The organism is Rouxiella silvae (genome assembly GCF_002093625.1).
Classification (GTDB): Bacteria; Pseudomonadota; Gammaproteobacteria; order Enterobacterales; family Enterobacteriaceae; genus Rouxiella; species Rouxiella silvae.
This window is the reverse complement of the sequence record NZ_MRWD01000034.1, coordinates 20,135-44,919: the sequence shown is the minus strand read 5'-3', so window position 1 is coordinate 44,919 and position 24,785 is coordinate 20,135. Positions and strand designations below refer to the sequence as shown.

Genomic DNA, 24,785 nt, shown 5'->3' with positions numbered 1-24,785 from the left:
GTTGATTATTTCTGCAGCCTGTCACTGATTTTTTGCAGCAGCGCCAAGGCGCGATCGCACTGGCGGCGATACTGCGTTTGCATCATCAGTGCTGTTTCGGGAGTGGTTTGTCCTAGATCTGCCGCCAGTGGCTGAAAACCGGGAAAAGCACCGCCGCGATAGCTGAGATCATAGTGAAAATCATCGGTAGCGCTGTAACGAAGGCGATGAAGATCTGCCACGGTACGCACTAAAATCGATTGCCAACGATCGGGGTGGCTGTGCGACAAATGCTGAAGATGGGCGATCGGATCCTGCAAATCCCGTAACTTTTGTGCGATCTGCTCCAGGCTAAATTCAGGGTCCAACCTCTGCTGTAGTTGACGTAACGCCTGCCGGTTATTTTCAAGGTAATCGACGGCATCTATCGGCAGCGACGGCTCAATCAGCAGAGCACTGAGCCAATGTGCGTGAATTTGGCAATCGCGCCAGAGAATGTTCAAATCCACTTTGTCGTAAGTGTCCTCTTCAGTGTGCCACCACCACCCTCCACCGCTGCCCGGTGAATCACTGGTTTTCTCAATGGGCACTTCCCGCAGCGCAAAATGTAACGGCACGCCGCTGCCCCAAAATGACTGATCGCCGCCTTTTCCTAGAGGCGTAATGCGCAGCGCCGGCTTGCCGGTAATAACCTCTACAGCCTGATTTAGAAAGGAATTTGACTCGGCACCACTGGCATTGATCACTACCTGAACGGCATTGAGGCAGCCCGGTGAATCAACATTAATGTGCGCCACGCAGCGTTCTCCGAGCTGCTGACGATAGTTGTCGGCGTACCAGGTTGAGCCACCGTAGCGTGCATTAGAATGCCCCGGCCACCAGGCAATGCGCAGCCCGCGCCTAAGCATCGCCGACTGCTGCTGAAAGTGAATGGCCATCGCGACGCAAAGCGCATTACCGGTTGCGTTGTCGGTAACGCCCTCATGCCAAGAATCATAGTGGGATGACAGCAGCACAAACTCGTCACTCTGACCGGCAATCTCAACAACGGGAAGACTGCATGTGCGCACATGCCGCGCTAACTCAGTGCGCAGTTCGGCGCGAACCGGCAGACGGGTGTGAGTCATAGTGTTCAGCAACCGCTGTCCGTCACGCTGGTTAATTGAAATCACCGGCAGCCTTGGATAACGCTGAGCATCCTCCAACGTCGGCGTTCCCCAAATAGGCCCTACCGTTTCCTCATGCAGCGCAGTTTCGGCTGAGGTCCAAATATGCACTAGGCCCACCGCCCGCGCAGCATCAAGACGCTGTACGTAATCCTCAAAGCCCTGGTCGGCAACCACAATCTTGCCCTCAACCTGCTGCGCCCACGCCTGCCACTCAAGGTCGGTACGCGCCAACGTTGACTGCGCATCGTAATAAAGCGCTGCGCCGACCCCCTGTGGACAGTGGGCGGAGAAGGAGCGGGTCTTGGCCTGACACTGCCAATCGGGAAAATCGGTCAACGTCAGGCTACCCGTAATAGGGTCGCTCAGCAGCAGCGGGCACTTTTCCAGTCGAGCTTCTAGCCCGTGCGAGCGCAGCAAATTTACCAGCAGGCTGGCAGCGTGCTCGGCATCTTCGCTACCGGATAAACGATGCAGCGAAGAATACGCCAGCAGCAGCTCATTCATAACCGGCATCAGTTGCTCATAAACAGGGGCAAAAAAAGCCATTATTTGACACCAGCGCCCTGATGCACGGCGATGTCGAGATCACCAAAGTATTTACTGCGAATTTTGTCCCACGTGCCGTCGGCAATGATTTTTGCCAGTCCCTGGTTGAGAAGCGTCTTGGTTTTGGTATCGCCCTGACGTACGCCGTAGGATGAACCGATGCTGAACAGTTTGTCGTCGCGCACTTCAGGGCCGGTCAGAGTGAAATCTTTACCTTCCGGTTTATTGAGGAAGCCGTAAGTCACCGCCACCGCCGGACTTAACGCGGCGTCCAGACGACCGGCGACTAAATCCTGATAGATGGTGTCCTGATCGGCATAGGCGACAACGTCAACACCCTTCGGCAGCCAGTAAGCGTTGGCATACATTTCCTGAATGGATCCTTGCTGCACCGCAACGCGTTTACCTTTCAACGACTCTGGCGTCGGCAGCAGAGGACTGCCTTTTTGCACCACCAGCTTGGTCGGAATATGGTAAACAAAATCGCTGAAGTCGATGACTTTTCGACGTTTTTCAGTGGCACCCTGCGGAGAAATAAAATCAACTTTTTTGGCAAGCAGCGAGGGTATTTCAGCGTCAAAGCTGGTGACAACATAGTTGCACGTCACCTGCATCTCTTTGCAAATAGCGTTAGTCACGTCAATTTCATAACCACTCGGCGTCCCTTGCGCATCGCGAAATTGGAAAGGTGGATAGCTGAGATCGGCGGCAACCCGTAGCGTTTCCCCGGCGGCATGAGCCGCGCCGGTGTTCAACGTCAGGCCCAGCAGGGCAAGGCCCAGAGTGTGTTTGATGGTGGTTTTCATTATTCTTTTTCCCGTCTTTTTTTCTTAAAAGTTTATTTTCTGAGGACCATGGTTTCTGCAACACAACCGGTTTTCAGTTCTGCGCTTTCCAACTGAGGAATTCGTCTCTTACCGCACGCAGCATCTCGGGGCTTTCAATAAGGTCAACGGCGGTCATGGCCAGAGCTTTTGCCGCGTTCAGCATCGCCTCTAGGCCGGCGTCAGATGCAGCGGCTTCGGCAAATTCAGGGGTGTGCGGCATAACATCACCGATGCGCAGATAAGGATGGATAGCAGCAGTGATTTGGCTGACGTTGCCGATATCAGATGAACCAATTCCGCCACTGCGCGGCGGTGGCACCACTTCAACGCCCAAAATGTCGAGGTTTTGTTTGAAAAAGTCGGCCAAGGTCAGGTTATTATTGCGCTCGGCGTAGGTCAGCCCTTCTTCAATTTCAAGGCGCGCCCCGCTCATGTCTGCCGCGCCCTGCGCCGCAGCGAAGACTTTGGCGCGCACGGTGGCCAGCCCTTTGACAGTGTTGGCACGCAGCAGGAATTTTGCCTCGGCGTAGGCGGGCACAATGTTGGTTGCACTGCCGCCATCGGTAATGATTCCGTGCACGCGCACGTCGTCGGTAAACAACTGGCGCAACGCATTGATTCCGACAAAGGTGTGGATCACGGCGTCAAGCGCGCTAATGCCGTTTTGCGGCGCAGAGGCTGCATGCGCCGCCTTGCCATAAAACTTGAATACGGCGTCCACGCAGGCCAGCCCGCCGCGAACGACCATCGTTTTGTCGCGTGGATGGAACATCATCACCGCGTCGTGGTGGTCAAAGATGCCTTTTTCGGCGAGGATAATTTTGCCGCCGCCCTCTTCTTCCGCCGGTGTTCCAATCACTTCAAGGCGCCCGCTAAACTCTGGAAACCCGGTTTTTAAGGCCAACGCTGCCGCTATTGATGCCGTGCCTATCAGGTTGTGCCCGCAGGCGTGACCCAACCCGACCAATGCGTCGTACTCTGCCAACAGACCGAGAGTCGGTCCCGGCTTGCCGCTGTCGTAGACAGCACGAAATGCGGTAGGCAAATCGCCTAGCCGTTCTTCAATCTGAAATCCGGCTTCACGCAAAGGAGCAATCAGCGCTGCCGCCGACTCAAATTCTTCAAAACTCAATTCGGGATTAGCATGAATCGTTAACGCCAAATGTTTAAGACGAGGAGCCAAACTGTCGACGGTATAAATAATTTTATCTTTTTGACTCTTTTTGGTGCATTCAAACATGATTTTTCCCTGAGCAAGTGCAGATAACGCCTTAATTTCCGGCTTTACCCTGATAAAAATAGGAAGATATTCTCAACATCTCCCACAAATAGGCGATTTCAAGGCGACCGTCCAATTAAGTGTTTTTATCTACAGACGCTTTCATGCAAAAATTCTTTTATGACACTTTTTTATACACCGCGCTGAATGAAATTTTCAGGCTACGCAGACGTCGGGGAAACAAGCATGAATGAAAAAGACTGGCTGACCGTTCTCATCGTTTATCAACATAAAAATATTACCCGTGCCGCCGAGCAGCTTTATAGTTCACAGCCCGCCCTGAGTTATCGGCTTAAGCAAATAGAGCGCAAGCTGGCAATTCGGCTATTTGAAGACGGACACAAGGGCCTGGTTTTTAGCGCGCAGGGGGAATATCTGGCGCAGCATGCGCAGAAGGTTCTGCGCGATTTACAGCTGCTCAAGGAAAACCTGCACAGTCTAGAGATGGCGCAGCAGGGCGAGATTTCTATCGGCGTATCCAGTAATTATGCGGCGTATCGACTGCCGCCACTGCTGAGCCGTTTTCGTCTGTCACACCCCGGTATTCGCATTAATTTAATGAGCGGTCTGAGCGAAGAAATATTCACCCTGCTGCAGCGTGGCGATATTGATATCGCCATTGTCAAAGACGACTATCACTGGAAGGAAGGTAAAGATCTGATTGATGAGGATGATTATTTATTGATAAGTCATCAGGATTTCGATTTCGCTCTGTTGCCACATTTGCCGCAAATTCGCATTGTTCACGGCCAGCACGTCACACAGCTGCTCGACAGGTGGTGGAACGCTAATTTCTCTCATGCGCCTAACATTGCCATGACTGTCGACAAACTTGAAGTCTGTTTGGGAATGGTCACACACGGGCTGGGATATGCAATTATTTCGAGCTATTTGCCTCTGCCTGAAAGCCTTTATCGCCGCCCCATTTCTCTGGAGGGCCAACAGGTTAAAAACCGTACCTGGCTGCTTTATCGGCATAATATTGAGTCATCTCCGGTTATGCAGTCCTTTATTCATATTCTTAAGAGCACTCCGCTTTAAGCCTTTTCGTGAACTATGCTTAGGGCAACCTATTCATGGAGCAACGGACATGACTCTTGATCTTATTGGCGTCGGCATCGGCCCTTTTAACCTCAGTCTTGCGGCAATGGCCAAGGACACGGGCCTTGTTCAGAGTGCTTTTTTTGATGCTAACCGCGAGTTCGGCTGGCATCCTGGCATGCTGCTGCCAACTGCCACGATGCAGACCTATGTTCTACAGGACTTAGTCACCACGGTTTCACCACGCAGCGAATTTTCATTTATTAATTACCTGGTGGAACGCAAGAAAATCTACCGTTTTCTCGCCACCGAGCAGTTGACCATCAGCCGCGATGAATTTTCAGATTACTTGCTGTGGGCCTGCAAAAAAATGTCGAATTTGCACTTTTCACATCCAGTAGAAAGCATCGATTTTAACGACCGCGATAAGTGTTTTCAGGTGCAAACGCCTGAAGGAGAATATCGCGCGCGGCATATCTGCTTGGGCACAGGCCATGCGCCGTGGGTCCCGTTTTCAGCGCGTTCAGCGCTAGGGGAAAACTGTTTTCACGCCGCAGAGATTGAGCTGCTGGAGCCGGATTTTCGCGGCAAAAAAGTGATGATCGTCGGCGGGGGCCAGAGTGGAGCAGACATTATGCTCAATACATTAGACGGGCATTGGGGAGAGCCGGCACACCTCGCCTGGTTATCGCGGCGGCCTAATTTTCAACCGTTGGACGAGTCGATATTCACCAATGAATATTTCACGCCGGAATACGTCAACTATTTCTACACCCTGCCCGACGAAGTCAGACAGGAAGAGATAAAAACGCAAAAGTTACCGTCGGACGGCATCAGCTATCACACGCTGGAAAAGATTTATCACCATCTTTACCACAGGTTCGACGTGCTTCAGCAGCCGAGAAACGTCTCACTGCTGCCGCACAGAGCGCTGAAAAACATCACGCGGACCGCCGATGATCGTTTCCAACTGCTGGCTACTCACGGTCTAAGCCAATGCGAAGAGCATTTTGAGGCGGATCTTGTCATTTTAGCCACCGGCTATCGGCCTGCACTGCCCGACTATCTCGCGCCGCTGCTCGCACGCATTCCCTATGACCATGAGCAGCATCTGCCGCTGGAAGCCAATTTTAATCTGCGCTGGAACGGGCCTGAGACTCACCGTATTTACGCGGTGAATGCCGGGATACACAGCCACGGCGCGGCAGAGGGCCAACTGACATTAACCGCCTGGCGATCGGCAAAAATCATCAACCACCTGCTCGGGCAGGCTTTCTATGATATCAGCCCCTGTGAGTCGCTGGTTCAGTGGTGGCCCAATAAATAAGAGGGGCTTACACTGCGATCGTGCCGTCGATTAGCGTGCAGGTTTCGCCCCCAATCCAAGGCTGCCCTTGCTCATAGCGCACAAATACTCTGCCATCCCGCTGGCGTTGAGTCCCCTGACGAACGCGATATTGACGAGACGTTTCGCCACCGTCGGGGAAATCCAACAGGGTCAGCACGCGTGCCAGACACGCATTAGCACTGCCGGTCACCGGATCTTCTATCAGCTGCGACTGCTCAATAAACAGCGCCCTCAGCTCATAGTCCAGCGTAGGATCATTCAAGCACGGGCCATACGGCGCGATGCCATTAACCTGCGTTTGTTGCTGGAGTTTCGCCAAGGCCGTCGCGTCAACATTGAGCTGCAAACAGGCCTCGGCGCTCGTCATTCTTACCACCAGCCAGCGTATACCCATGTCAACAATGTACGCTTCAAAGCCTGATGCACGAGGGATGTTGTTCAGCGTAGCCTCCAGCAGCGCATGGCTTTGCGAAGACAACGCGGTAATGTTGGCCGCAGGTGCGCCAAAGGCTAATCCGCCCTCCGGCAACAGATTGACAGGCACCAGCCCCACACCACACTGCTGAATCAGCTGGCCCGGCGTTTTAGGCACCCACCCGCTCTCGAGCAGCGCGTGCGCCGTACCCAGAGTAGGATGACCGGCAAAAGGCAACTCATAGTCTGGGGTAAAAATACGCACGCGGTAATCGGCGGTGGGGTCGGTCGGCGGCAGAACAAAGGTCGTCTCTGACAGGTTGGTCCAACGGGCAATCGCCTGCATTTGCGCGTCCTCAAGACCTTCAGCCTCAAGAATAACGGCCAGCGGATTGCCCTTCAGCGGTTGGGCGGTAAAAACATCAACCTGTTTGTAACGACGTTTAACTGACATAACACCTGCTTTTATGAAAGAAATTGGACTGTGTGAATGAGCTATCACAGGGGGTGCTGTTGCCGTTGATTGAGCAAATCGACATAGGCCTGATCCACCAGTTCTTGACGCTGAATCTGCAAACGCTCAAGTAAATCTTCCGCGATAGCAATACCTTGCGCTTCGGTTTCATCTTCTTCCAACACGACTTCAAATTCAAGAAAATCACCGAGTCCCTTTACGCGGTCGAGGTGCAAACGGGTTTGTCCGACCATAAACAGCGTGCGCTGCTTAATAACGCGACCCGCACTGCCCAAGGCCAAGGTCAGCGTTTCGCGCAGTCCGTTCGGATCCTGAGTTTCAGAAAGAGAATAGAAACTGGTTTTAGGGCCGGCCTGATCCACCCGCTGATAAAAGATAAGCTCACCGCGGTCTACGGCCAGCGTACGCAGTTTCAAACGGCCATTCGGACAAACAAAAAAGGTGTCATCCTGTTCTATGATGTCGGGAATGCCGTCGGCCAGCAGGGCTATTTTGGCGTAAAGAGCAGAAAAGTCGTCAATTCGTGCTTTGATTTCAATATTACGGGCCACGGCAAACTCCATAAACGAGGGGAATAACTCAGTTTATCATTACATTATGAACGCAAAAATTCGCCAGACGATTTGCGGTTGATTAAGCGCAGTAACCCTATAAACTCATTGGCATTACGCACCCAGGCCGGAGGCCAGAGTCAAGAATGATATGGATTATGATTGCTGCACTGGTGGTGGTTTTTGTTGTCGGCTATTGGATTATGACCGCAGATACCAGAAAGGCTAACGATTCACTGGCCAGTTTGTTAAAGATAAAACCGGTTTATATTGATTCGATGCTGCTGGAGATGGGCAAACGGCAGAGCGCGATGTTTATTCGCTCGATTAGCGGGGGGTACGCGGAAGAGATCCGTAAAGCGGCCTATATCGTGTTTATTTATCATACGTTCATCAAAGATGCCTCTGATGAAAATATTACCCACTGGCGCAACGTATTGATTCGCGCTCATCTCGACCCGATGCTGACCAGTGAGCACGCCGAATTGGCATTATTCTACTTCGCCGAACTCGACATTGAACCGTTCGAGCTGGCGCAGTTTCGCCGCAGTTACAACGAAACCTTTAATCAAATCCACTTGGTTTAAAACACACCCCATCCTAACCTTCCCCTGAAAGGGGAAGGAGCATCATGTGGCTTATCTGAAGACGTTATCCAGATAGTTGCTCAGGATCTGACGTGAACTGAAACCGTGACAAATTCCATAATAAGTAACGGCTTCGCTCTCAAGGTCGAGAGGAAATTGGGTGTAAACGTGACTGCTGCGAGAAGACGCCGTCGGCTCGGCAAATCGCTCACTGCGCTCTTTCATTGCAGGATGGATAACCAACGCCGTGCGACCAAAACGCGCCTCTCGATTGACGTAAACGTAGTGCTCACCTCGACGATAACCATAGGCTTTGTCGTCAATAAAATCTCGTTCGAATCCGGATGTTTCTAACACTTTTGCCACTTCATCGGGCCGTAAATACATGGTTTGTCCTCGCTATCTAAACCGCATGGCGACCTTACCGCAATAAATCTGTCAAACAATGCATTTAGCCTTAATCCACGGCTATTTAGGAATTATCTAAGCTTTTGCCAGCAGGATCGTTTAAATATTTGCCCTATTCATTTTGCTTTCTACGATTTTCGATACGCATCATTTTTAGCGTTATCACTATCGCCAGCATCACCATGAACGAAGCGGCGAGATAGATTGACGGCGTGCCAAAGTGTGAAATCACCAGGCCGGCAACGGGACCGGTAATGCCCAGACCGAGATCCAGAAACGCCGAATATGTCCCTAAGGCTGTACCCTGATTTTGCTGTGGCACCTGCTTCACCGCCTCTACGCCCAGTGCAGGGAAGATAAGCGAGAAGCCAGAACCGGTAAGAAACGCGCCGAGTTCAACGCTGAACGGACTGTGCCCCTGCCAAATCATTAACAGGCCAATAATTTCTATCACAAAGGACACAACTGACACTTTCAGACCGCCGAAGCGCGCAATATTGCTGCCGAATATCAATCGCATGCCGACAAAACCCAGGCTGAACAGCGTCAGAGTAAACGCCGCGCCTTCCCAGCCTTTGTCTGCATAATAGAGGGTGATAAAGGTGGCAATCACGCCAAAACCGATGGTACCGAAGCCCAATCCCAGACCGTGCATCCAAATTTTGCCCACCACGGCGCGAAAGGCGATGCGCTTACCGGTGACCACAGTAATGGCTTGTTTAGTCGAGGCCAGCGTTATCGCCAGCACGGCAATAATCATCACAAAGCCTGCAACGCCCGCCAGTCCCCAATGCAGGTTAAGCAACACGCCCAGCGGCGCGCCCACGGCCATTGCGCCATAGGTTGCCACCCCGTTCCATGAGATAACTCGTCCAGTGTGAATGGGATTGGTTGCGCCAATTCCCCATAAAATGGTGCCCGTGGCAGCAAAACTTTCGCCTACGCCCAAAAAGATGCGACCCACACACAGCAGAATCAGGCTAAGCACGGGGATAGCGCTGCTTAAAAAGGCTAATACGTAGAACAAGCCACTGATGCCACAGCAGGCCAGTCCGAAAATAACCACTTTTTTGGGACCAATGTTATCCGCGAAGCGTCCGGCGTGAGGACGACTGGCGAGCGTGGCGAAATATTGCACGCTGATAATCAGACCCGCCAGAACAGAGTTGAAACCGAGCTTGCCGTGAACGAATCCGGGCAGTACCGCCAAGGGTAAACCGATGCTCAAATAGCAAACAAATGTGAAAATAACTATCGACAGTATGCGCTTATTTAACTGCAAATTAGTTTGAAACTTACTTGGGGACATGGACTAACCTGGATGTAGATCACAGTTTTGTGGAATTCACAGCATAAACAGGTTTTTCCATGCTGCAAATGAAAAAACGTTTTAAAAATGTCATCAATCGTCTGTCAGCGGCCCATTTTGCAGAAAAATCCGAGACGGCAGATGCAAGTCCGCGTCACCAATGAAGAAAATTACCCGCCATACCGCTCTTTTTTCCTCATATTACTCTGTTTTGTGGGTGATTATTGAGCGATCCAACGTGATATCGGTCACATAGCCCTATTTTAGGCTATGCTTTTAACAGGCTGATAAAAAAGTGAACGGTGAGTATTATCCGAAACCCCGTTCTAAACAAAATGTTCAAACATGGAGAGCTTAATGTTTAAGAAATCAGAAAAAATCGAGCGTGACGCAGACCAGGACATTACTTTGCTGGCCGATACCTTGGATGAAGTGTTGAAATCCGGTAACTCGAAAACCAAAGATGAATTGGAAAAAATTCGCGGCAAAGCAGAAGGCGTATTGCGCGATGCACGAGCCCGTTTTAACGGCAATAGCAATCTTACTCAGCATGCCCGTGATGCCGCCAACCAAGCGACAGATTACGTGAAAGAAAATCCGTGGCATGGCGTAGGTGTGGGTGCCGCAGTCGGTATCGTGCTGGGTGTACTGCTGGCTCGTAAATAGCCTAACGGCGATAGCCTGACGCCAAACTCTTTTTTTGCTGTACCAAACTCGTTTTTGCGGTAAATGATCATTCCCTCAAAGCCCCCATGCCGGATTGCCCGCATTGGGGCTTTTTCATTTTTGCAAGCAAAAATCGTTCAAAATCCGAGCGGCCTCACCTTTACAAAAAATCTTTAAAATATCGAAAAAAAGCTAAGCCAGATTCCATGCGGCTTCACGGCCCTTTCCGGCCAAATGATAATCAATCATTCAAAAAGCCTATATCTAGTCGGGTTGATAATTATCACCACTACATCTAGTATTCTTTTGGTCGACAGCAGATAACCGTTCGATACTCATTTTACGGCTTATTTCCTGCATAACAGGCAGAACATAAGCCGTAAACAATTCAGTCATCTTACCCTAAAGGTAAATGCGAATCATGAGCATAATCATTTACAGCAAGCCAGACTGCGTACAATGCAACGCCACCTACCGTGCTATGGACAAACATGGCATTGACTATCACGTTGTCGATCTGACGCAGGACGCGCAGGCATTAATGCAAGTCCGCGCGCTGGGTTATCAGCAAGTGCCGGTGATTGTAGCCGGTGACGACCATTGGTCAGGCTTCCGTCCTGACAAAATTACCGCCCTGCGCCAGTTTCAAGAAGTGCACTGAGGCCGGTAATGAACAGCCTGGTGTATTTTTCGAGTAAGTCGGAAAACACCCATCGCTTTGTCGGCAAACTCGGTTTGCCGGCAGTCAGAATACCGATTGCAGCACAAGGCGAAAAATTGCGAATGACGTGCCCGTATATTTTGCTGGTTCCCAGCTACGGCGGGGGAACGGCGCTCGGGGCAGTTCCTAGACAGGTGATCCACTTCCTCAACGACGAACACAATCGTTCACTCATCCGCGGCGTCATTGCCGCTGGCAACACTAATTTCGGCGCAGCGTACTGCATTGCCGGTGAAATCGTCTCGCAAAAGTGTCAGGTTCCTTACCTGTATCGCTTTGAACTACTGGGCACACCGGAGGACGTTGCAAAGGTCAAGAAGGGAGTAACTGAATTTTGGCAGCGACAGAACTAGCAATCACCGATCCGGGTGTCGGCACACCGGACTATCACGCGCTTAACGCGATGTTAAATCTGTTCGATGCCGAGGGTAAAATTCAGTTTGATAAAGACAAACTCGCCGCACGCCAATACTTCCTCCAGCACGTGAATCAGAACACGGTGTTCTTTCACAACCTGGCTGAAAAGCTGCGTTATCTGGTCGAAGAAGGCTATTACGACGCCGCCGTGCTCAGTCTTTACGACTTTGAGTCAACTAAGCGTTTGTTTAAACAGGCTTACGCCAAAAAATTCCGCTTCCAGACCTTTCTGGGCGCCTTTAAGTACTACACCAGCTACACCTTAAAAACTTTCGACGGCAAGCGCTACCTTGAGCGCTATGAAGACCGCGTTTGTTTGGTGGCGATGACGCTGGCGCAGGGCGATATCAAACTCGCCGGTCATTTTGTGGATGAAATTATTAGCGGCCGCTTCCAGCCCGCCACGCCGACCTTCCTTAACTGCGGTAAAAAGCAGCGCGGTGAACTGGTCTCCTGCTTCCTGTTGCGCATTGAAGACAACATGGAGTCGATTGGTCGTTCTGTGAACTCGGCGCTGCAACTGTCTAAACGCGGAGGCGGCGTGGCCTTTATGCTGACCAACATTCGTGAAGTCGGCGCGCCTATTAAACGCATCGAAAATCAGTCGTCAGGTGTGATCCCAATTATGAAAATGCTGGAAGATGCCTTTTCATACGCGAATCAGCTGGGTGCACGTCAGGGCGCGGGTGCGGTTTATCTCAATGCCCATCATCCGGATATTTTGCGTTTCCTGGATACTAAACGCGAAAATGCCGATGAGAAAATTCGCATCAAAACGCTGTCGCTCGGCGTCGTGATCCCAGATATTACGTTTGAGCTGGCGAAAAATAACGAAGACATGTACCTGTTCTCGCCTTATCACGTCGAGAAAGTGTACGGCGTGCCGATGTCTGAAATCAGCATCAGCGAGAAGTATCGCGAAATGGTTAATGATAAGCGCATTCACAAAACCAAAATCAACGCCCGCGAGTTTTTCCAAGTGCTGGCCGAAATTCAGTTTGAGTCTGGCTATCCTTATATGATGTTCGAAGATACGGTTAATCGTGCGAATCCGATTAAGGGTCGTATCAATATGAGTAACCTGTGCTCGGAAATTTTGCAGGTTAACTCGGCGACCGTGTATGGCGAAGACCTGTCTTATCAGAAAGTGGGGAAGGATATTTCCTGCAACCTCGGCTCGCTGAACATTGCGGCCGCCATGGATTCGCCAGATTTTGGGCAATCGGTCGAAATGGCGATCCGCGCGCTGACGGCGGTTTCTGACATGAGCAACATCCGCTCGGTGCCGTCGGTTGAGCAAGGTAATCATGACTCGCACGCCATTGGCCTGGGTCAAATGAACCTGCACGGCTATCTGGCACGGGAGCGTATTTATTATGGCTCGGCGGAAGGTCTGGACTTCACCAACCTCTACTTCTATACCGTGGTTTATCACGCCGTGCGCGCCTCGAACCAGCTTGCGATTGAACGCAGCACAACCTTCAAAGGATTTGAAGATTCGACCTACGCCAGCGGCACCTACTTTGATAAATATTTGCAGGATATCTGGCATCCGAAAACCGAGCGCGTACGCGAGCTGTTCGAACAGGCCGGCATCGCTATTCCGGGCGTCGCCGAATGGACCGCGCTGAAAGAGTCGGTGATGGCACACGGGTTGTACAACCAGAATCTGCAGGCGGTACCGCCGACGGGGTCTATCTCGTACATCAACAACTCGACCTCCAGTATTCACCCGATTGTCTCGCGAGTGGAAATTCGTAAAGAGGGCAAAATCGGTCGTGTTTACTATCCGGCGGCGTTTATGGATAACAATAATCTGGAGTATTACCAGGACGCCTACGAGATTGGCCCCGAGAAAATTATTGATACCTACGCCGAGGCGACGCAGCACGTAGATCAGGGGCTGTCATTGACACTGTTCTTCCGCGATACCGCCACGACGCGCGACATTAACAAAGCGCAGATTTATGCTTGGCGTAAAGGCATTAAAACCATTTATTACATCCGCCTGCGTCAAATGGCGCTGGAAGGGACTGAAGTTCAGGGCTGTGTGTCGTGCACGCTTTAACTGATTAAAATTAAGGAAAAAGTATGAGCTCGGTTAAACAACTGCTGCCAGCACAGCCGATCAGCAAAGCCATTAACTGGAATAAAATTCAGGATGATAAAGATTTAGAGGTTTGGAACCGACTGACCTCTAACTTCTGGCTGCCGGAAAAAGTGCCGTTATCCAATGACATTCCCTCATGGGCAACGCTGAATGCGAAAGAAAAACAGTTAACGATCCGCGTTTTTACCGGCCTGACGCTGCTCGATACCGTGCAGAATATTATCGGTGCCCCCACGTTGATGAAAGACGCTGTGACTCCGCATGAAGAGGCGGTCTACTCGAATATCTGCTTTATGGAGGCGGTTCATGCGCGCTCTTACAGCTCGATTTTCTCAACGCTGTGCATGACCTCAGACGTCGACGATGCTTACCGTTGGAGTGAGGAAAACGTCGCGCTGCAAAACAAGGCGGCGATCGTACTGTCTTATTATAACGGCGAAGATCCGCTGATGAAGAAAGTCGCCAGCGTCTTCCTGGAGTCGTTCCTATTCTATTCAGGATTCTACCTGCCAATGTACTGGTCGAGCCGCGCCAAGCTGACCAACACCGCCGACCTGATCCGTCTGATCATTCGAGACGAAGCGGTGCACGGCTATTATATTGGTTATAAGTTCCAGCAGGCGTTGAAGCTTGAAAGCACCGAACGTCAGCGGCAGATAAAGGATCAGGCGTTTGACCTGATTCAGGACCTGTATGACAACGAAGTTCGCTACACCGAAGAGCTGTATGACGGCGTGGGCTGGAGTGAAGACGTGAAGAAATTCCTGCACTATAACGCCAACAAGGCGCTGATGAATCTTGGCTATGAGGCGCTGTTCCCGGCCAGCATGGCGGATGTAAATCCGGCCATATTATCGGCTTTATCGCCAAACGCCGACGAAAATCACGACTTCTTCTCGGGGTCTGGATCGTCGTACGTAATTGGTAAAGCGGTAAATACTGAAGATGAAGACTGGAATTTTTAATTTCCCCTCCATAGGGTTTAACAGATAAAAAATGCCTGCACATAACGTGCAGGCATTTTTTTTACCTTACTGGAATATTATTGCGCAACCCAAACTGCGTGTTGACCCGGCGTATTGCCGACGCTCCAATACGCCGCTTTCCAGGTTTTTCCACCGTAGGTGACCAAGTTGCCACTGGTATAGGTCATTGAAGAACTCCACTCGGTAACCACACTCGCATCAGCAAATGTCCAGTCACTGCCTACGCCCGGTTTGGATCGGGTCCAATTCTTGGCAATGTAGTTGACGTTGTTCAAGCTGGCTTTATCACCGGTAACGTAGGTTTTCCCCTGATCCCAGGCTGGGAAATCGCCTACTGGAGGAGTCGGTGGCGTCGGTGGAGTCGGCGGCGTTACCGTACCGTTGGCTTTAACCGTCACAGTCACACGCTTAGCGTCTTTGCTACCGTCTTTACCGGTCACGGTTAATAGGTAAACCGCTTTGCCATGGGTATTAGGTTTAATTAATGCACGCGCTTTCGCCTGTTTTACTTGCGATACCCAGGAACCCCCGTTCCGCTCTTGCAGAGTAAACTTACCCCCGTCAGAGTCAATAATTGTCCAAAGGTAAGATGCCGCATTCTGACTCTGAGAGCCATCTAAATCATAGCCTCTGCTAGCCGCATTTTCTGTCACGGTAAAGTCAGCAGGTGCCACGGCAACCGGTGCATCCGTTGCTTTTTCAACGCTCAAGACCGCAGACTGCTTGCTATCGCGAAGGAAAATACTATTGCCACGTAAATTCGCAGGATCAAAGTTAACTATGCCACCGCCATCTTGCTTACCAATCAGAACGATATTGGAATGGTTGGTGTTAATGTCAAAAGCCAGCTCAGAAATCCACTTATCGTTGACGTTAGCACTGGTGATCTTTTTACTGATATCAACCAGATTATTGCCTTTGGTACCTCCCATTACACGGAAGTGAACATAGTTACCGACTGCGGGTTTATGGTCCTGGGCAAATTTGCCTGATTCAACCCAATCGGTACCGTCCTCTTCACCTATCTCCGGATCATCTGTCACTGGGGGTTGCTCACCGCCATTCCTATCAATAATCACATCGCTACAGCCATAGAAACCTTCACCGGCATTATCCTGACGCTGCCAGCGGGTAAATATAACAGCCCGGCCGCTTCGGTCTTCCGGGATACTGATTTTATAATCCTCATAGCTTCTATATCTCTGCCCCGTTATTGAGCTAACCGATTTGGAGGAAACCACCGTATCCAGTAGTTCGATATCATCCCAGCCTAATGCTTTCTCAGCCGGATTGAACCCTTTTTTACTGATGTAGAATTCAATCCATGAAACGTCGTGTGGCTGAGTATAGCCATAACGCATCGTGACCTTACCGTTGTTATTCGGTGTGATCGTTGTGGTCCTCCAATCTGCGCTAGGCTGACTGAATCCAGATCCTTTAGAAGTGCCGGAGCAAATAAGATGGCTAGGGATAGCCTTTCTGGCCTCTGCTGCACTGTGATTACCGTAAACAAAACCCGTCAGCTCTTGCCATGTGTAAATTGATTGTCCACCGTCATTACTGTCTGCTGAGGCTTTTTTACAGTTACCCGCCATACCTGAGTCTATGCAGGCAACCTGGCGTGCTGGTGGACTGACTAATGCTCCGTGACCAAAGGCAGTAGGTGCAGCGCCCGCACAAAGGCTACCGATGACTAGAGATAATAAAGTTCGATTTTTTATATTCATTATTTTGATCCATTTATAGTAAAAATTCATCCTTGCGAAACAGAGAAGAAAATCGACCTCTTTCACTTGAGTAATTACTTTCGGTAATATTTAGAAATAATAAGAAATAAACTGACGGGAATGTAGCCCTTTAGAATCAGACTTATGGATTCATTATGGAGAAAAATCTCGAGGTGAGTTGAGCAGGTAGCGATTACGGTGGGCTGAAATGTGCGGATTATCGAAAATAGTGAGAGGATAACCCCTGCCTAGGCACTGCAAGGCAAGGGCTTTGAGTGCTTACGAGAAGAATTTCGCCAATACTAACAAACCAATCGAGACGTTAATCGCGCCACCAATTCGAGTCGCAATCTGTGCAAACGGCATTAATGTCATACGGTTACCCGAGGTCAGGATGGCCACATCACCCGTACCGCCCTGTCCGCTTTGGCAGCAGGAAACAATCGCCACGTCTATCGGGTGCATACCGATTTTTTTGCCGACGATAAAGCCGGTCCCCACCAGTGCACAAACGGTTGAGACAATCACCACCAGATTTTGAATCGTGAAGGCATCCATCAGCTCCTGCCAAGGCGTAATAGCCACACCCACGGCAAACAGAATCGGATAAGTCACTGCGGTGCGGAAAAACTTATAGACCGCCATGGAACCGTGCTGAATGGTCGGTGAAACACCGTGCACCAGCTTCACCGCTACCGCAGCAAACAGCATACCGACGGGGGCAGGCAGGCCAATCAGCCGCTGTCCCAACATGCCGACCATATACAGCAGAATAGCGAGCAGCGCACCGCAAGCCAAAGCGTTGACGCCTGGGGTGCCTTCAAATTCGTCATTGCCGTTAGCGATAGCGCCCTTCTTGGCGGGCATCAGCGAGCCTTCACCGGTCAAATGCGGGTAGCGTTTCCCTATCTGATTAAGAATACCGGCCAGCACGATGGCGGTCAGTCCGCCAAGCATCACGATAGGCAAGATTTTACCCAACGCCACACCCTGTTCCATATGCAAGATTGCCGCATAGCCCATCGACAGCGGGATCGCCCCTTCTCCGACGCCACCGGCCATGATCGGCAGGATCAGGAAGAAGAAGATTTGGAATGGCGGAAGTCCCATGGCCATACCCACCGCCATGCCCACCAGCATGCCAACGATTTCACCGCACAGCATCGGCACGAAAATACGCAGGAAACCTTGGATCAGCGCCTGACGGTTCATGCTCATGATGCTGCCGACGATAATGCAGCAGATATAAAGGTAGAGAATGTTGGTCGACTTGTAGAACTTAGTGGTTGATTCAACGACTACGTCGGGTAACAGTCCGTAATGCACCATCGCCGAGGGGATAAAGGTGGCACAAATCGCCGCCGCACCGAGTTTCCCCAACAGCGGCAGCCTTTTGCCAAACTCGCCGCAGGCAAAGCCGAAAAAGGCCAACGTAGCCACCATGACGACAATGTCGCTGGGGAGTTTACCACTCAGGCAGTCAAGCAGAATCAGAACGCCAGCCAGAACAAAGAATGGCAGAGGAATAATGCCGACCTTGTAATTATCCAGTACGCGCCACCATTTGTCGCGCAGGGCAGTTTTAGCCGCGGTATGACGGGCAGCGGCGAGCTCCTTTGCCACAGGATCTTTTTCTTTTACGACAATGTAAGAATCATCGGTTGTGCTCATGGCCATGACCTCTTTCTTATTTCTTGTTGGTATTAGGAAAGAGAATAGAAATCATGGGGGCATCGGGCTGTGACAGTACTCAAATTAAAACCGCAGTGTTAAAGGTTATAATGGTTTTTATGGAGTTAATGTTAATAATCATATAATTTTTAGCGTTTTTTTAGTAAAACCGAGAATTACCCCTTCAAAAAGTCAGGTCTGGTGCATGAGAGTAAAACTGAGTTTCCAAATAAAATTATTTCTCTGCCTGGTGGCTTTTTCCTGTTTGCTGTTGGTGCTGCTCGGCACTTTTGTGTTCCATATTGTCGATAAGCAAATGCACCGTGATTTAGGCAATCGCGCCAAAGTTCAGGCCAGCGAGATTGCGCTGATCCCCGAATTATCGACACGGGTTGCTGCACGCGACACCGTCGGTATCGCGCGACTGATGGACCCACTGAGCCAGCACAGCGATGCCAGCTATATTGTTATTGGCGATAAACATGAGATTCATCTTTATCATTCCAGTCAGCCGCAAAGCGTTAATCATCCGATGGTCGGCGGTGATAACGGTGAAGTGTTGGCCGGTAAAACCATTATTTCGATTCGTCAGGGTGGAATTGGTGTTTCGCTGCGCAGCAAGGCGCCGATTCTGGATGCCCATCATCAGGTGATTGGCATTGTGTCCGTGGGGTATCTTACCTCGTACATTGATGAAATTACGTTAAAACAGCTGGCTCAGGCGCTGTTTTTTGGCGGTCTGCTACTGCTGGCGCTGTTTGGCTTTTCATGGCTGTTTAGCAAGAATCTTAAGAAGCAGATGTTTTGGCTCGAACCCCGCGAGATAGCGATGCTGGTGCGTCAGCAGAAAGCACTGATGGAGGCCATTTATGAGGGGGTGATCGCCATTGACGATCGTCTGCATATTTTGACCATCAATCGTGCGGCGCGCGAGCTGTTGGGCTTAACGCTGCCGGAACAGCAACTCATTGGGCAGAACCTCACGGACGTTATCGCTACGCCAGATGACTTTTTTACCTCCGACAAGCGTTTGGGTGAACGCCACGACGAGATTGCACTCTTTAATCAGCGGCAGGTTATCGTCAACCGCGTGCCGATAGAGCTTCCCGCACCGGCGCTGCACGGCTGGGTGTTCAGTTTTCGTGATAAAAACGACATTAATACCCTGAGCAGCCAACTAAGTCAGGTGACACGCTACGCCGACAATCTGCGCATTATGCGCCACGAGCAGCTCAACTGGACCGCTACGCTGGCCGGAATGCTGCAAATGCAGCGCTATGACGAGGCGCTGAAATACATTCAGGCGCAGTCTGCGGGCGCTCAGGCGGTGCTGGACTTTGTTTCGCAGCGTTTTCAGTCACCCGCGCTGTGCGGCCTGCTGCTGGGTAAATTCGTTAGCGCCAAAGAAAAAGGCGTTGAGTTACACTTTGACCCTGCCTGTGGGGTAAGCCAAATACCCTCCGCGCTTAGCGAAAATGAGCTAATGTCGATAGTCGGTAATCTGCTCGATAATGCGGTGGAAGCCACGCTGAAAGTTGATGCACCGCACGCGCCGGTGGAACTCTATTTGACCCAAAGCAAAGACCAGCTGATTATCGAGGTTGCCGATTGCGGAGCAGGTATCGACGACAAGCTGCGCCCGCTGCTGTTTGAACAGGGCGTCAGCAGCAAGGCTGTTAGCCATTCTGAGCACATCGGTTGTGAACATGGTATCGGCCTTTATGTGGTAGCAAGTTACGTCCGTCAGGCGCAGGGGATGATTGAAATCTCGGATAATCGCCCACGCGGCACCGTATTTTCGGTGTTTATCCCCTATTTAGACGAGCCGTCGCCATTGACTCCCAGGAACCCGCAAGATGACTCTCTACTGTGAATAACGATAACAATTATGAATAACTACAGTGCCATGGACGTGCTGATCGTCGAGGATGAAAGCCATCTCGCCCTTCTGCACCGTGAATTCATCGAGCAAAACTTTAACCTGCGCGTAGTAGGCATTGCGCCAACGCTGGCACAGGCCAAAAAGCTGCTCGAGCTTTATCGGCCGCGTCTGGTGCTGCTCGACAACTTTTTGCCCGACGGTCAAGGCATTGAACTCATCAACTCTTCGCTGCTCAAGAGCATGGATTGTTCGGTTATTTTCATCACCGCCGCCAGCGATATGGTGACCTGTAGTCAGGCGATGCGGGCGGGCGCTTTTGATTACATTATCAAACCGGTTTCGTTTCATCGTCTACAAAGTTCGCTGACGCGATTTCTGCAGTTGGCGCAAAGCCTGCGTCATGTGAAAACACTGGATCAGCAGAGCCTCGACAAGCTGTTTAATTTGCCCGGCAGCGAACAGCCGGAAACACCGCTGGCCAAAGGCATAGAACCCAATACGTTGGAGCTGGTGAAGCAGGTTTTCATCAGTGAACCGGAGAGAAATTGGTCGGTAGATCAGGTGGTAGAGCAGGTGGGCATCAGTAAAACGACTGGTCGCCGATATCTGGAGTATTGCGTCGAAACGGCGTTCATAATGGTTGAGATGCAGTACGGCAATATTGGCCATCCGAGACGCCTGTATCGGAAAGCTAATTCTCCTGAAAACGCCATAAAATAGTGGCGTATTTTCATGAAAAAAATCGGCATTAAAATACCTATTTCAGTGACTCAACGGCCCGCTTTCCAGGCATTTCCCATCCCCACAACACGGCCTATTAACACGCCTATTCCCGCCCATCCCCGCAATATCTTGAAATTTTCACATTACAGTTATTTACACTGTAAAAAATTAAATCAAATAGCGCGACACAAACACATTAAAAACAATAACTTAACATGTAGATTTTATTATTTAAAATCAATTAAAATGGCCTAAAATAGTTCCGTTTACGTTATAAATATGACAAATAATAATTAGCCTACCTCAACCGCAAATATCCCTTAACGGACAAGGCCTCAGGCCAATAATTTGAGATAATAATTGGACTCGTCCTAATTCCTCTCGCCGAAGCTTGAGACTTGTCTCAGATTTCTAGTGTGTTAGGGTATAGACCGCTTGATATTCTGTTTACAGGAAATTTTCTATAGCACGCATTCAAATAACAGTATTTAAAATACGACCAAGGGAACGAAAAATTGCATGGCAATTAAAATCGAAGTTAAGAACTTATATAAAGTCTTCGGCGAGCACCCTGAGCGAGCCTTTAAGCTGATTGATTCCGGCAAAGGAAAGGAAGAGATTTTCGAGAAAACGGGTCTGTCACTTGGTGTGAAAAACGCCAGTCTGGCCATTGAAGAAGGCGAGATTTTTGTCATCATGGGGCTTTCCGGTTCCGGAAAATCCACCATGGTACGCCTTCTCAATCGTCTGATAGAACCAACCCGTGGGGAAGTGCTGATTGATGGTGAAGATATTGCCAAAATATCTGAATCAAAACTGCGCCAGGTGCGTAGAAGCAAAATCAGCATGGTTTTCCAGTCTTTCGCCCTCATGCCACACCTTACCGTGCTCAATAACACCGCCTTTGGTATGGAGCTGGCCGGTGTACCCACAGGTGAGCGTAACGCCAAGGCGCTTGATGCCCTGCGCCAAGTCGGTCTGGAAAACTACGCCCACTCTTACCCCGATGAACTGTCAGGCGGTATGCGTCAACGCGTGGGTCTGGCTCGCGCTATGGCCAATAACCCAGACATTCTCCTGATGGATGAAGCGTTCTCGGCGCTTGACCCGCTGATCCGTACAGAAATGCAGGATGAGTTGGTAAAACTGCAGGCTCAGCATCAGCGCACTATCGTGTTTATTTCTCATGACCTCGATGAAGCCATGCGCATCGGCGACCGTATCGCCATTATGCAGGGCGGCGAAGTGGTGCAGGTCGGCACGCCGGAAGAGATCCTTAACAACCCGGCCAACGACTATGTGCGCACTTTCTTCCGCGGCGTGGATATCAGTCAGGTATTCAGCGCCAAAGATATTGCCCGCCGTCGTCCGGTGACGCTTATCCGCAAGACCCCTGGTTTTGGTCCTCGTGCCGCTCTGAAGCTGCTTGAAGATGAAGACCGCGAATATGGTTATGTCCTTGAGCGTGGACAGAAATTTATCGGCGTTGTGTCGGCAGATTCTCTGAAACGTGCGCTTAAAGAGAATCAACCGCTGGAAAGTGCCTTGCTGGAATTACCGGCTCCGGTACCGGCAGACATGCCGCTCAGCGAACTGATTTCTCAGGTGGCGGCCGCACCCTGTGCGGTGCCCGTCGTCAGCGAAGAGAACAACTATATCGGTATTATTTCCAAGGCCATGCTGCTTCAGGCGTTGGATAAAGAGGGGACATCAGAATGAGTCAACAGTTAACCAGTTCTTCGACTAATCTTCATATCGCACAGCACGCGCAGGCCGCACAGGCCGCCGACGCCAACGATCCATGGGCCAGTGGCAGCAGCGATGCCGCCACACAAGCCCCAGCCCCTGCTGATTCGGCTTCAAGCAGCGCAGGCAGCAGTGACCCTTGGGGCGGTAGCGATGCGGCCACCAGCACGCCGGATGCCGCACATCACGCCGCGGCGCAAAGTGCGCCCAGCGCCGACAGCTGGCTGAACGTGGCACCAGAGCAGCACCAGCATTTTAATATTCTCGATCCGTTTCACAACACGCTGATCCCGCTCGACCGCTGGGTAACCTACGGGATCGACTCGCTGGTTTCACATTTCCGTCCTGTTTTTCAAGGGATCCGCGTACCGGTAGATTTCGTTCTGAGCGGCTTCCAGCACGGCCTTGAGTCCCTGCCTGCACCCTTAGCCATCATCATCTTTGCGCTGATCGCCTGGCAAATGGCCGGGGTCGGCATGGGCGTTACTACGCTGGTGTCGCTGGTGATTATCGGTGCGATTGGCGCGTGGTCACAGGCGATGGTCACACTGGCGCTCGTGCTCACCTCGCTGTTCTTCTGCGTATTGATAGGACTGCCGCTCGGCATATGGTTGGCCCGCAGCAAAGGTGCAGCCAAAATTATTCGTCCCCTGCTCGATGCCATGCAGACGACGCCGGCGTTTGTGTATTTGGTGCCTATCGTGATGCTGTTTGGTATCGGTAACGTTCCGGGCGTAGTGGTCACCATCATCTTCGCCCTGCCGCCTATCGTGCGCCTGACGATTTTGGGTATCAATCAGGTACCCGAAGACTTGATAGAAGCCGCCGAGTCGTTCGGCTCCAGCCCAAGCCAGCTGTTGTTTAAAGTTCAGCTGCCGCTGGCAATGCCGACCATTATGGCCGGTATTAACCAGACGCTGATGCTGGCGCTGTCAATGGTGGTGATTGCCTCCATGATTGCGGTCGGCGGTTTGGGTCAAATGGTTCTGCGCGGGATCGGTCGTCTTGACATGGGTCTGGCGTCGATTGGTGGGGTAGGTATTGTTATTCTCGCCATTATTCTCGACCGTCTGACGCAGGCATTAGGCCGCGACCGTCGCAGCAAAGGCATTACCCGTTGGTATGCTCATGGTCCTATCGGTCTGTTAACCAAACCTTTCATTAAAAAAGCTTGAGGAACATACCGATGAATAACACCCATAAATTACGTAACCGCGGCATGGTCACTCTGGCTTTCACCGTGCTGGTAAGTTCACAGGCTATGGCAGCAGACCTGCCTGGCAAAGGCGTGGTGGTTAAACCGCTGCAAAGCACCCTCGCTGAAGAATCGTTTCAGACTGAGCTGGTTAACCGCGCGCTGACCAAGCTGGGCTATGACGTTCAGCAAACCGGTGAGGTCGATTACAACGTGGCCTATACCGCGATTGCCAGCGGTGACTCCACCTACATGGCCGTGAACTGGGATCCGCTGCAAACCGACATGTTTAACGCCGCCGGGGGGGACAAGAAGTTTTACCGTCAGGGCACGTTCATTACCGGTGCTGCTCAGGGCTACCTCATCGACAAGAAAACGGCCGATAAATACCACATTCACGACCTGTCGCAGCTAAAAGATCCGAAGCTCGCCAAACTGTTTGATGCCGATGGTGACGGTAAGGCTGATATGGTCGGCTGTGAGCCGGGATGGGGCTGTGGCGAAGTCATTGAAACTCAGATCAAAGCCTACGGCTTGGCCAATACGGTTAAGCAAAACTCCGGCAACTATGCGGCAATCATGGCCGATACGCTGGCCCGCTATCAGCAGGGCAAACCGGTGCTTTACTACACTTGGACGCCTTACTGGGTCAGCAACGTGCTAAAACCGGGTAAAGACGTGGTCTGGCTAACGGTACCCTTCTCGGCCAACCCGGGCTCCCAGAAAAACCTGGATACCACCCTGCCTAACGGCAAGAACTACGGTTTCCCGGTGAATGAAGAACATATTGTTGCCAATAAGCAGTGGGCAGCGGCCAATCCGGCGGCGGCAAAACTGTTTGCCATCATGAAATTACCTCTGGCCGACGTGAATGCCCAAAACATGCGTATGCACAACGGCGAGTCCTCGGCTGAGGATATCCAGCAACAGGTCGATGGCTGGGTCAAAGCGCATCAGGCAACCTTTGACGGTTGGATTAACACCGCGACCGCTGCGGCCAAAAAATAA

The 24,785-nt window shown here is 51.1% G+C and carries 22 protein-coding genes; 13 read left to right on the top strand and 9 right to left on the bottom strand.

The genetic code is table 11. The annotated features are described in order from the left end of the window. Positions 1 to 5: 5 nt before the first annotated feature. From BS639_RS14595 to BS639_RS14585, 3 genes are all read right to left on the bottom strand, one after another. Entirely contained in the window at positions 6 to 1,694 is a 1,689-nt protein-coding gene (locus BS639_RS14595) for a M28 family peptidase (protein ID WP_084983457.1), read from the bottom strand. Then, on the bottom strand, positions 1,694 to 2,500 hold the full coding sequence (locus tag BS639_RS14590; RefSeq protein ID WP_084983456.1) for a transporter substrate-binding domain-containing protein: 807 nt from the start codon (positions 2,498 to 2,500) through the stop codon (positions 1,694 to 1,696). The genes BS639_RS14595 and BS639_RS14590 overlap by 1 nt, the downstream gene beginning before the upstream one ends. Positions 2,501 to 2,573: 73 nt before the next feature. After that, complete coding sequence (locus BS639_RS14585) at positions 2,574 to 3,761, bottom strand: M20 family metallopeptidase (RefSeq protein WP_084983455.1); 1,188 nt, start codon at positions 3,759 to 3,761, stop codon at positions 2,574 to 2,576. A 225-nt stretch (positions 3,762 to 3,986) separates the two neighbouring features. On the opposite strand from BS639_RS14585, the gene BS639_RS14580 reads away from it, so the two are divergent. Together BS639_RS14580 and BS639_RS14575 are read left to right on the top strand one after the other, a co-directional pair. After that, positions 3,987 to 4,841, top strand: a complete 855-nt coding sequence (locus tag BS639_RS14580; RefSeq protein ID WP_055776444.1) for a LysR family transcriptional regulator — start codon at positions 3,987 to 3,989, stop codon at positions 4,839 to 4,841. Positions 4,842 to 4,890: 49 nt separating this feature from the next. Next, positions 4,891 to 6,168, top strand: a complete 1,278-nt coding sequence (locus BS639_RS14575; RefSeq protein WP_084983454.1) for a lysine N(6)-hydroxylase/L-ornithine N(5)-oxygenase family protein — start codon at positions 4,891 to 4,893, stop codon at positions 6,166 to 6,168. Between the two features lie 7 nt (positions 6,169 to 6,175). Here BS639_RS14575 and BS639_RS14570 read toward each other — a convergent pair whose 3' ends face one another. Both BS639_RS14570 and BS639_RS14565 read right to left on the bottom strand, forming a co-directional pair. Beyond that, positions 6,176 to 7,057: a PhzF family phenazine biosynthesis protein gene (locus BS639_RS14570; RefSeq protein WP_084983453.1), complete on the bottom strand. Its 882-nt coding sequence runs from the start codon at positions 7,055 to 7,057 to the stop codon at positions 6,176 to 6,178. Positions 7,058 to 7,101: 44 nt separating this feature from the next. After that, positions 7,102 to 7,629, bottom strand: coding sequence for a class IV adenylate cyclase (locus BS639_RS14565; RefSeq protein ID WP_084983469.1), 528 nt, complete (start codon positions 7,627 to 7,629; stop codon positions 7,102 to 7,104). Between the two features lie 146 nt (positions 7,630 to 7,775). Between BS639_RS14565 and BS639_RS14560 the strand changes: the two genes are divergently transcribed. After that, positions 7,776 to 8,216 carry a DUF1198 domain-containing protein gene (locus BS639_RS14560; protein ID WP_055776435.1) on the top strand — a complete coding sequence of 147 codons (441 nt, stop codon included), beginning with the start codon at positions 7,776 to 7,778 and terminating at the stop codon, positions 8,214 to 8,216. A 51-nt stretch (positions 8,217 to 8,267) separates the two neighbouring features. Here the strand turns inward: BS639_RS14560 and BS639_RS14555 are convergent, their stop codons facing one another. Beyond that, positions 8,268 to 8,603, bottom strand: a complete 336-nt coding sequence (locus BS639_RS14555) for a DUF2002 family protein (protein ID WP_084983452.1) — start codon at positions 8,601 to 8,603, stop codon at positions 8,268 to 8,270. Positions 8,604 to 8,736: 133 nt separating this feature from the next. Continuing rightward, positions 8,737 to 9,933: an MFS transporter gene (locus BS639_RS14550; RefSeq protein ID WP_055776430.1), complete on the bottom strand. Its 1,197-nt coding sequence runs from the start codon at positions 9,931 to 9,933 to the stop codon at positions 8,737 to 8,739. A gap of 357 nt (positions 9,934 to 10,290) precedes the next feature. Here BS639_RS14550 and BS639_RS14545 point away from each other — a divergent pair, with 357 nt between their 5' ends. The 5 genes from BS639_RS14545 (at position 10,291) to nrdF (ending at position 14,812) form a co-directional block, all read left to right on the top strand. Then, positions 10,291 to 10,599 (top strand): DUF883 family protein, encoded by a 309-nt coding sequence (locus tag BS639_RS14545; RefSeq protein WP_055776428.1) that lies wholly within the window; start codon positions 10,291 to 10,293, stop codon positions 10,597 to 10,599. Between the two features lie 421 nt (positions 10,600 to 11,020). Further along, positions 11,021 to 11,260 carry a glutaredoxin-like protein NrdH gene (nrdH, locus tag BS639_RS14540; protein WP_084983451.1) on the top strand — a complete coding sequence of 80 codons (240 nt, stop codon included), beginning with the start codon at positions 11,021 to 11,023 and terminating at the stop codon, positions 11,258 to 11,260. Between the two features lie 8 nt (positions 11,261 to 11,268). After that, the gene (gene nrdI / locus BS639_RS14535) at positions 11,269 to 11,673 is read left to right on the top strand and encodes a class Ib ribonucleoside-diphosphate reductase assembly flavoprotein NrdI (protein ID WP_055776421.1); all 405 of its coding nucleotides are present in this window, start codon (positions 11,269 to 11,271) and stop codon (positions 11,671 to 11,673) included. After that, positions 11,655 to 13,805 carry a class 1b ribonucleoside-diphosphate reductase subunit alpha gene (nrdE, locus tag BS639_RS14530; protein WP_084983450.1) on the top strand — a complete coding sequence of 717 codons (2,151 nt, stop codon included), beginning with the start codon at positions 11,655 to 11,657 and terminating at the stop codon, positions 13,803 to 13,805. Before nrdI ends, nrdE begins: the two co-directional genes overlap by 19 nt. A 23-nt stretch (positions 13,806 to 13,828) precedes the next feature. Continuing rightward, positions 13,829 to 14,812, top strand: coding sequence for a class 1b ribonucleoside-diphosphate reductase subunit beta (gene nrdF, locus BS639_RS14525; RefSeq protein ID WP_084983449.1), 984 nt, complete (start codon positions 13,829 to 13,831; stop codon positions 14,810 to 14,812). Positions 14,813 to 14,889: 77 nt separating this feature from the next. On the opposite strand, the gene BS639_RS14520 is transcribed toward nrdF, so the two are convergent. Further along, positions 14,890 to 16,560, bottom strand: a complete 1,671-nt coding sequence (locus tag BS639_RS14520; RefSeq protein ID WP_158086934.1) for a lytic polysaccharide monooxygenase — start codon at positions 16,558 to 16,560, stop codon at positions 14,890 to 14,892. 279 nt (positions 16,561 to 16,839) lie between these two features. Next, the gene (locus BS639_RS14515; protein ID WP_084983447.1) at positions 16,840 to 18,231 is read right to left on the bottom strand and encodes a 2-hydroxycarboxylate transporter family protein; all 1,392 of its coding nucleotides are present in this window, start codon (positions 18,229 to 18,231) and stop codon (positions 16,840 to 16,842) included. A 205-nt stretch (positions 18,232 to 18,436) separates the two neighbouring features. Between BS639_RS14515 and BS639_RS14510 the strand changes: the two genes are divergently transcribed. From BS639_RS14510 to proX, 5 genes are all read left to right on the top strand, one after another. Further along, a complete protein-coding gene (locus BS639_RS14510) occupies positions 18,437 to 20,104 on the top strand; it encodes an ATP-binding protein (protein ID WP_084983446.1) in 1,668 nt (555 codons plus the stop codon). A 15-nt stretch (positions 20,105 to 20,119) separates the two neighbouring features. After that, positions 20,120 to 20,833: a response regulator gene (locus BS639_RS14505; protein ID WP_084983445.1), complete on the top strand. Its 714-nt coding sequence runs from the start codon at positions 20,120 to 20,122 to the stop codon at positions 20,831 to 20,833. A 522-nt stretch (positions 20,834 to 21,355) separates the two neighbouring features. Then, on the top strand, positions 21,356 to 22,555 hold the full coding sequence (gene proV / locus BS639_RS14500) for a glycine betaine/L-proline ABC transporter ATP-binding protein ProV (RefSeq protein WP_055776399.1): 1,200 nt from the start codon (positions 21,356 to 21,358) through the stop codon (positions 22,553 to 22,555). Further along, positions 22,552 to 23,757: a glycine betaine/L-proline ABC transporter permease ProW gene (gene proW, locus BS639_RS14495; protein ID WP_055776395.1), complete on the top strand. Its 1,206-nt coding sequence runs from the start codon at positions 22,552 to 22,554 to the stop codon at positions 23,755 to 23,757. Before proV ends, proW begins: the two co-directional genes overlap by 4 nt. Before the next feature lie 44 nt (positions 23,758 to 23,801). Then, positions 23,802 to 24,785: a glycine betaine/L-proline ABC transporter substrate-binding protein ProX gene (gene proX, locus BS639_RS14490; RefSeq protein ID WP_407690308.1), complete on the top strand. Its 984-nt coding sequence runs from the start codon at positions 23,802 to 23,804 to the stop codon at positions 24,783 to 24,785.

Bases quoted from the DNA above. Each gene is read 5' to 3' on its own strand.
- BS639_RS14545 (WP_055776428.1), top strand. From the start codon at position 10,291: ATGTTTAAGAAATCAGAAAAAATCGAGCGTGACGCAGACCAGGACATT.
- BS639_RS14575 (WP_084983454.1), top strand. From the start codon at position 4,891: ATGACTCTTGATCTTATTGGCGTCGGCATCGGCCCTTTTAACCTCAGT.
- BS639_RS14520 (WP_158086934.1), bottom strand. From the start codon at position 16,560: ATGAATATAAAAAATCGAACTTTATTATCTCTAGTCATCGGTAGCCTT.
- BS639_RS14585 (WP_084983455.1), bottom strand. From the start codon at position 3,761: ATGTTTGAATGCACCAAAAAGAGTCAAAAAGATAAAATTATTTATACC.
- BS639_RS14550 (WP_055776430.1), bottom strand. From the start codon at position 9,933: ATGTCCCCAAGTAAGTTTCAAACTAATTTGCAGTTAAATAAGCGCATA.
- BS639_RS14510 (WP_084983446.1), top strand. From the start codon at position 18,437: ATGAGAGTAAAACTGAGTTTCCAAATAAAATTATTTCTCTGCCTGGTG.
- BS639_RS14570 (WP_084983453.1), bottom strand. From the start codon at position 7,057: ATGTCAGTTAAACGTCGTTACAAACAGGTTGATGTTTTTACCGCCCAA.
- BS639_RS14590 (WP_084983456.1), bottom strand. From the start codon at position 2,500: ATGAAAACCACCATCAAACACACTCTGGGCCTTGCCCTGCTGGGCCTG.
- BS639_RS14505 (WP_084983445.1), top strand. From the start codon at position 20,120: ATGAATAACTACAGTGCCATGGACGTGCTGATCGTCGAGGATGAAAGC.
- nrdF (WP_084983449.1), top strand. From the start codon at position 13,829: ATGAGCTCGGTTAAACAACTGCTGCCAGCACAGCCGATCAGCAAAGCC.
- proX (WP_407690308.1), top strand. From the start codon at position 23,802: ATGGTCACTCTGGCTTTCACCGTGCTGGTAAGTTCACAGGCTATGGCA.
- BS639_RS14555 (WP_084983452.1), bottom strand. From the start codon at position 8,603: ATGTATTTACGGCCCGATGAAGTGGCAAAAGTGTTAGAAACATCCGGA.
- BS639_RS14560 (WP_055776435.1), top strand. From the start codon at position 7,776: ATGATATGGATTATGATTGCTGCACTGGTGGTGGTTTTTGTTGTCGGC.
- BS639_RS14515 (WP_084983447.1), bottom strand. From the start codon at position 18,231: ATGAGCACAACCGATGATTCTTACATTGTCGTAAAAGAAAAAGATCCT.
- nrdH (WP_084983451.1), top strand. From the start codon at position 11,021: ATGAGCATAATCATTTACAGCAAGCCAGACTGCGTACAATGCAACGCC.
- proV (WP_055776399.1), top strand. From the start codon at position 21,356: ATGGCAATTAAAATCGAAGTTAAGAACTTATATAAAGTCTTCGGCGAG.
- BS639_RS14595 (WP_084983457.1), bottom strand. From the start codon at position 1,694: ATGGCTTTTTTTGCCCCTGTTTATGAGCAACTGATGCCGGTTATGAAT.
- proW (WP_055776395.1), top strand. From the start codon at position 22,552: ATGAGTCAACAGTTAACCAGTTCTTCGACTAATCTTCATATCGCACAG.
- BS639_RS14580 (WP_055776444.1), top strand. From the start codon at position 3,987: ATGAATGAAAAAGACTGGCTGACCGTTCTCATCGTTTATCAACATAAA.
- nrdI (WP_055776421.1), top strand. From the start codon at position 11,269: ATGAACAGCCTGGTGTATTTTTCGAGTAAGTCGGAAAACACCCATCGC.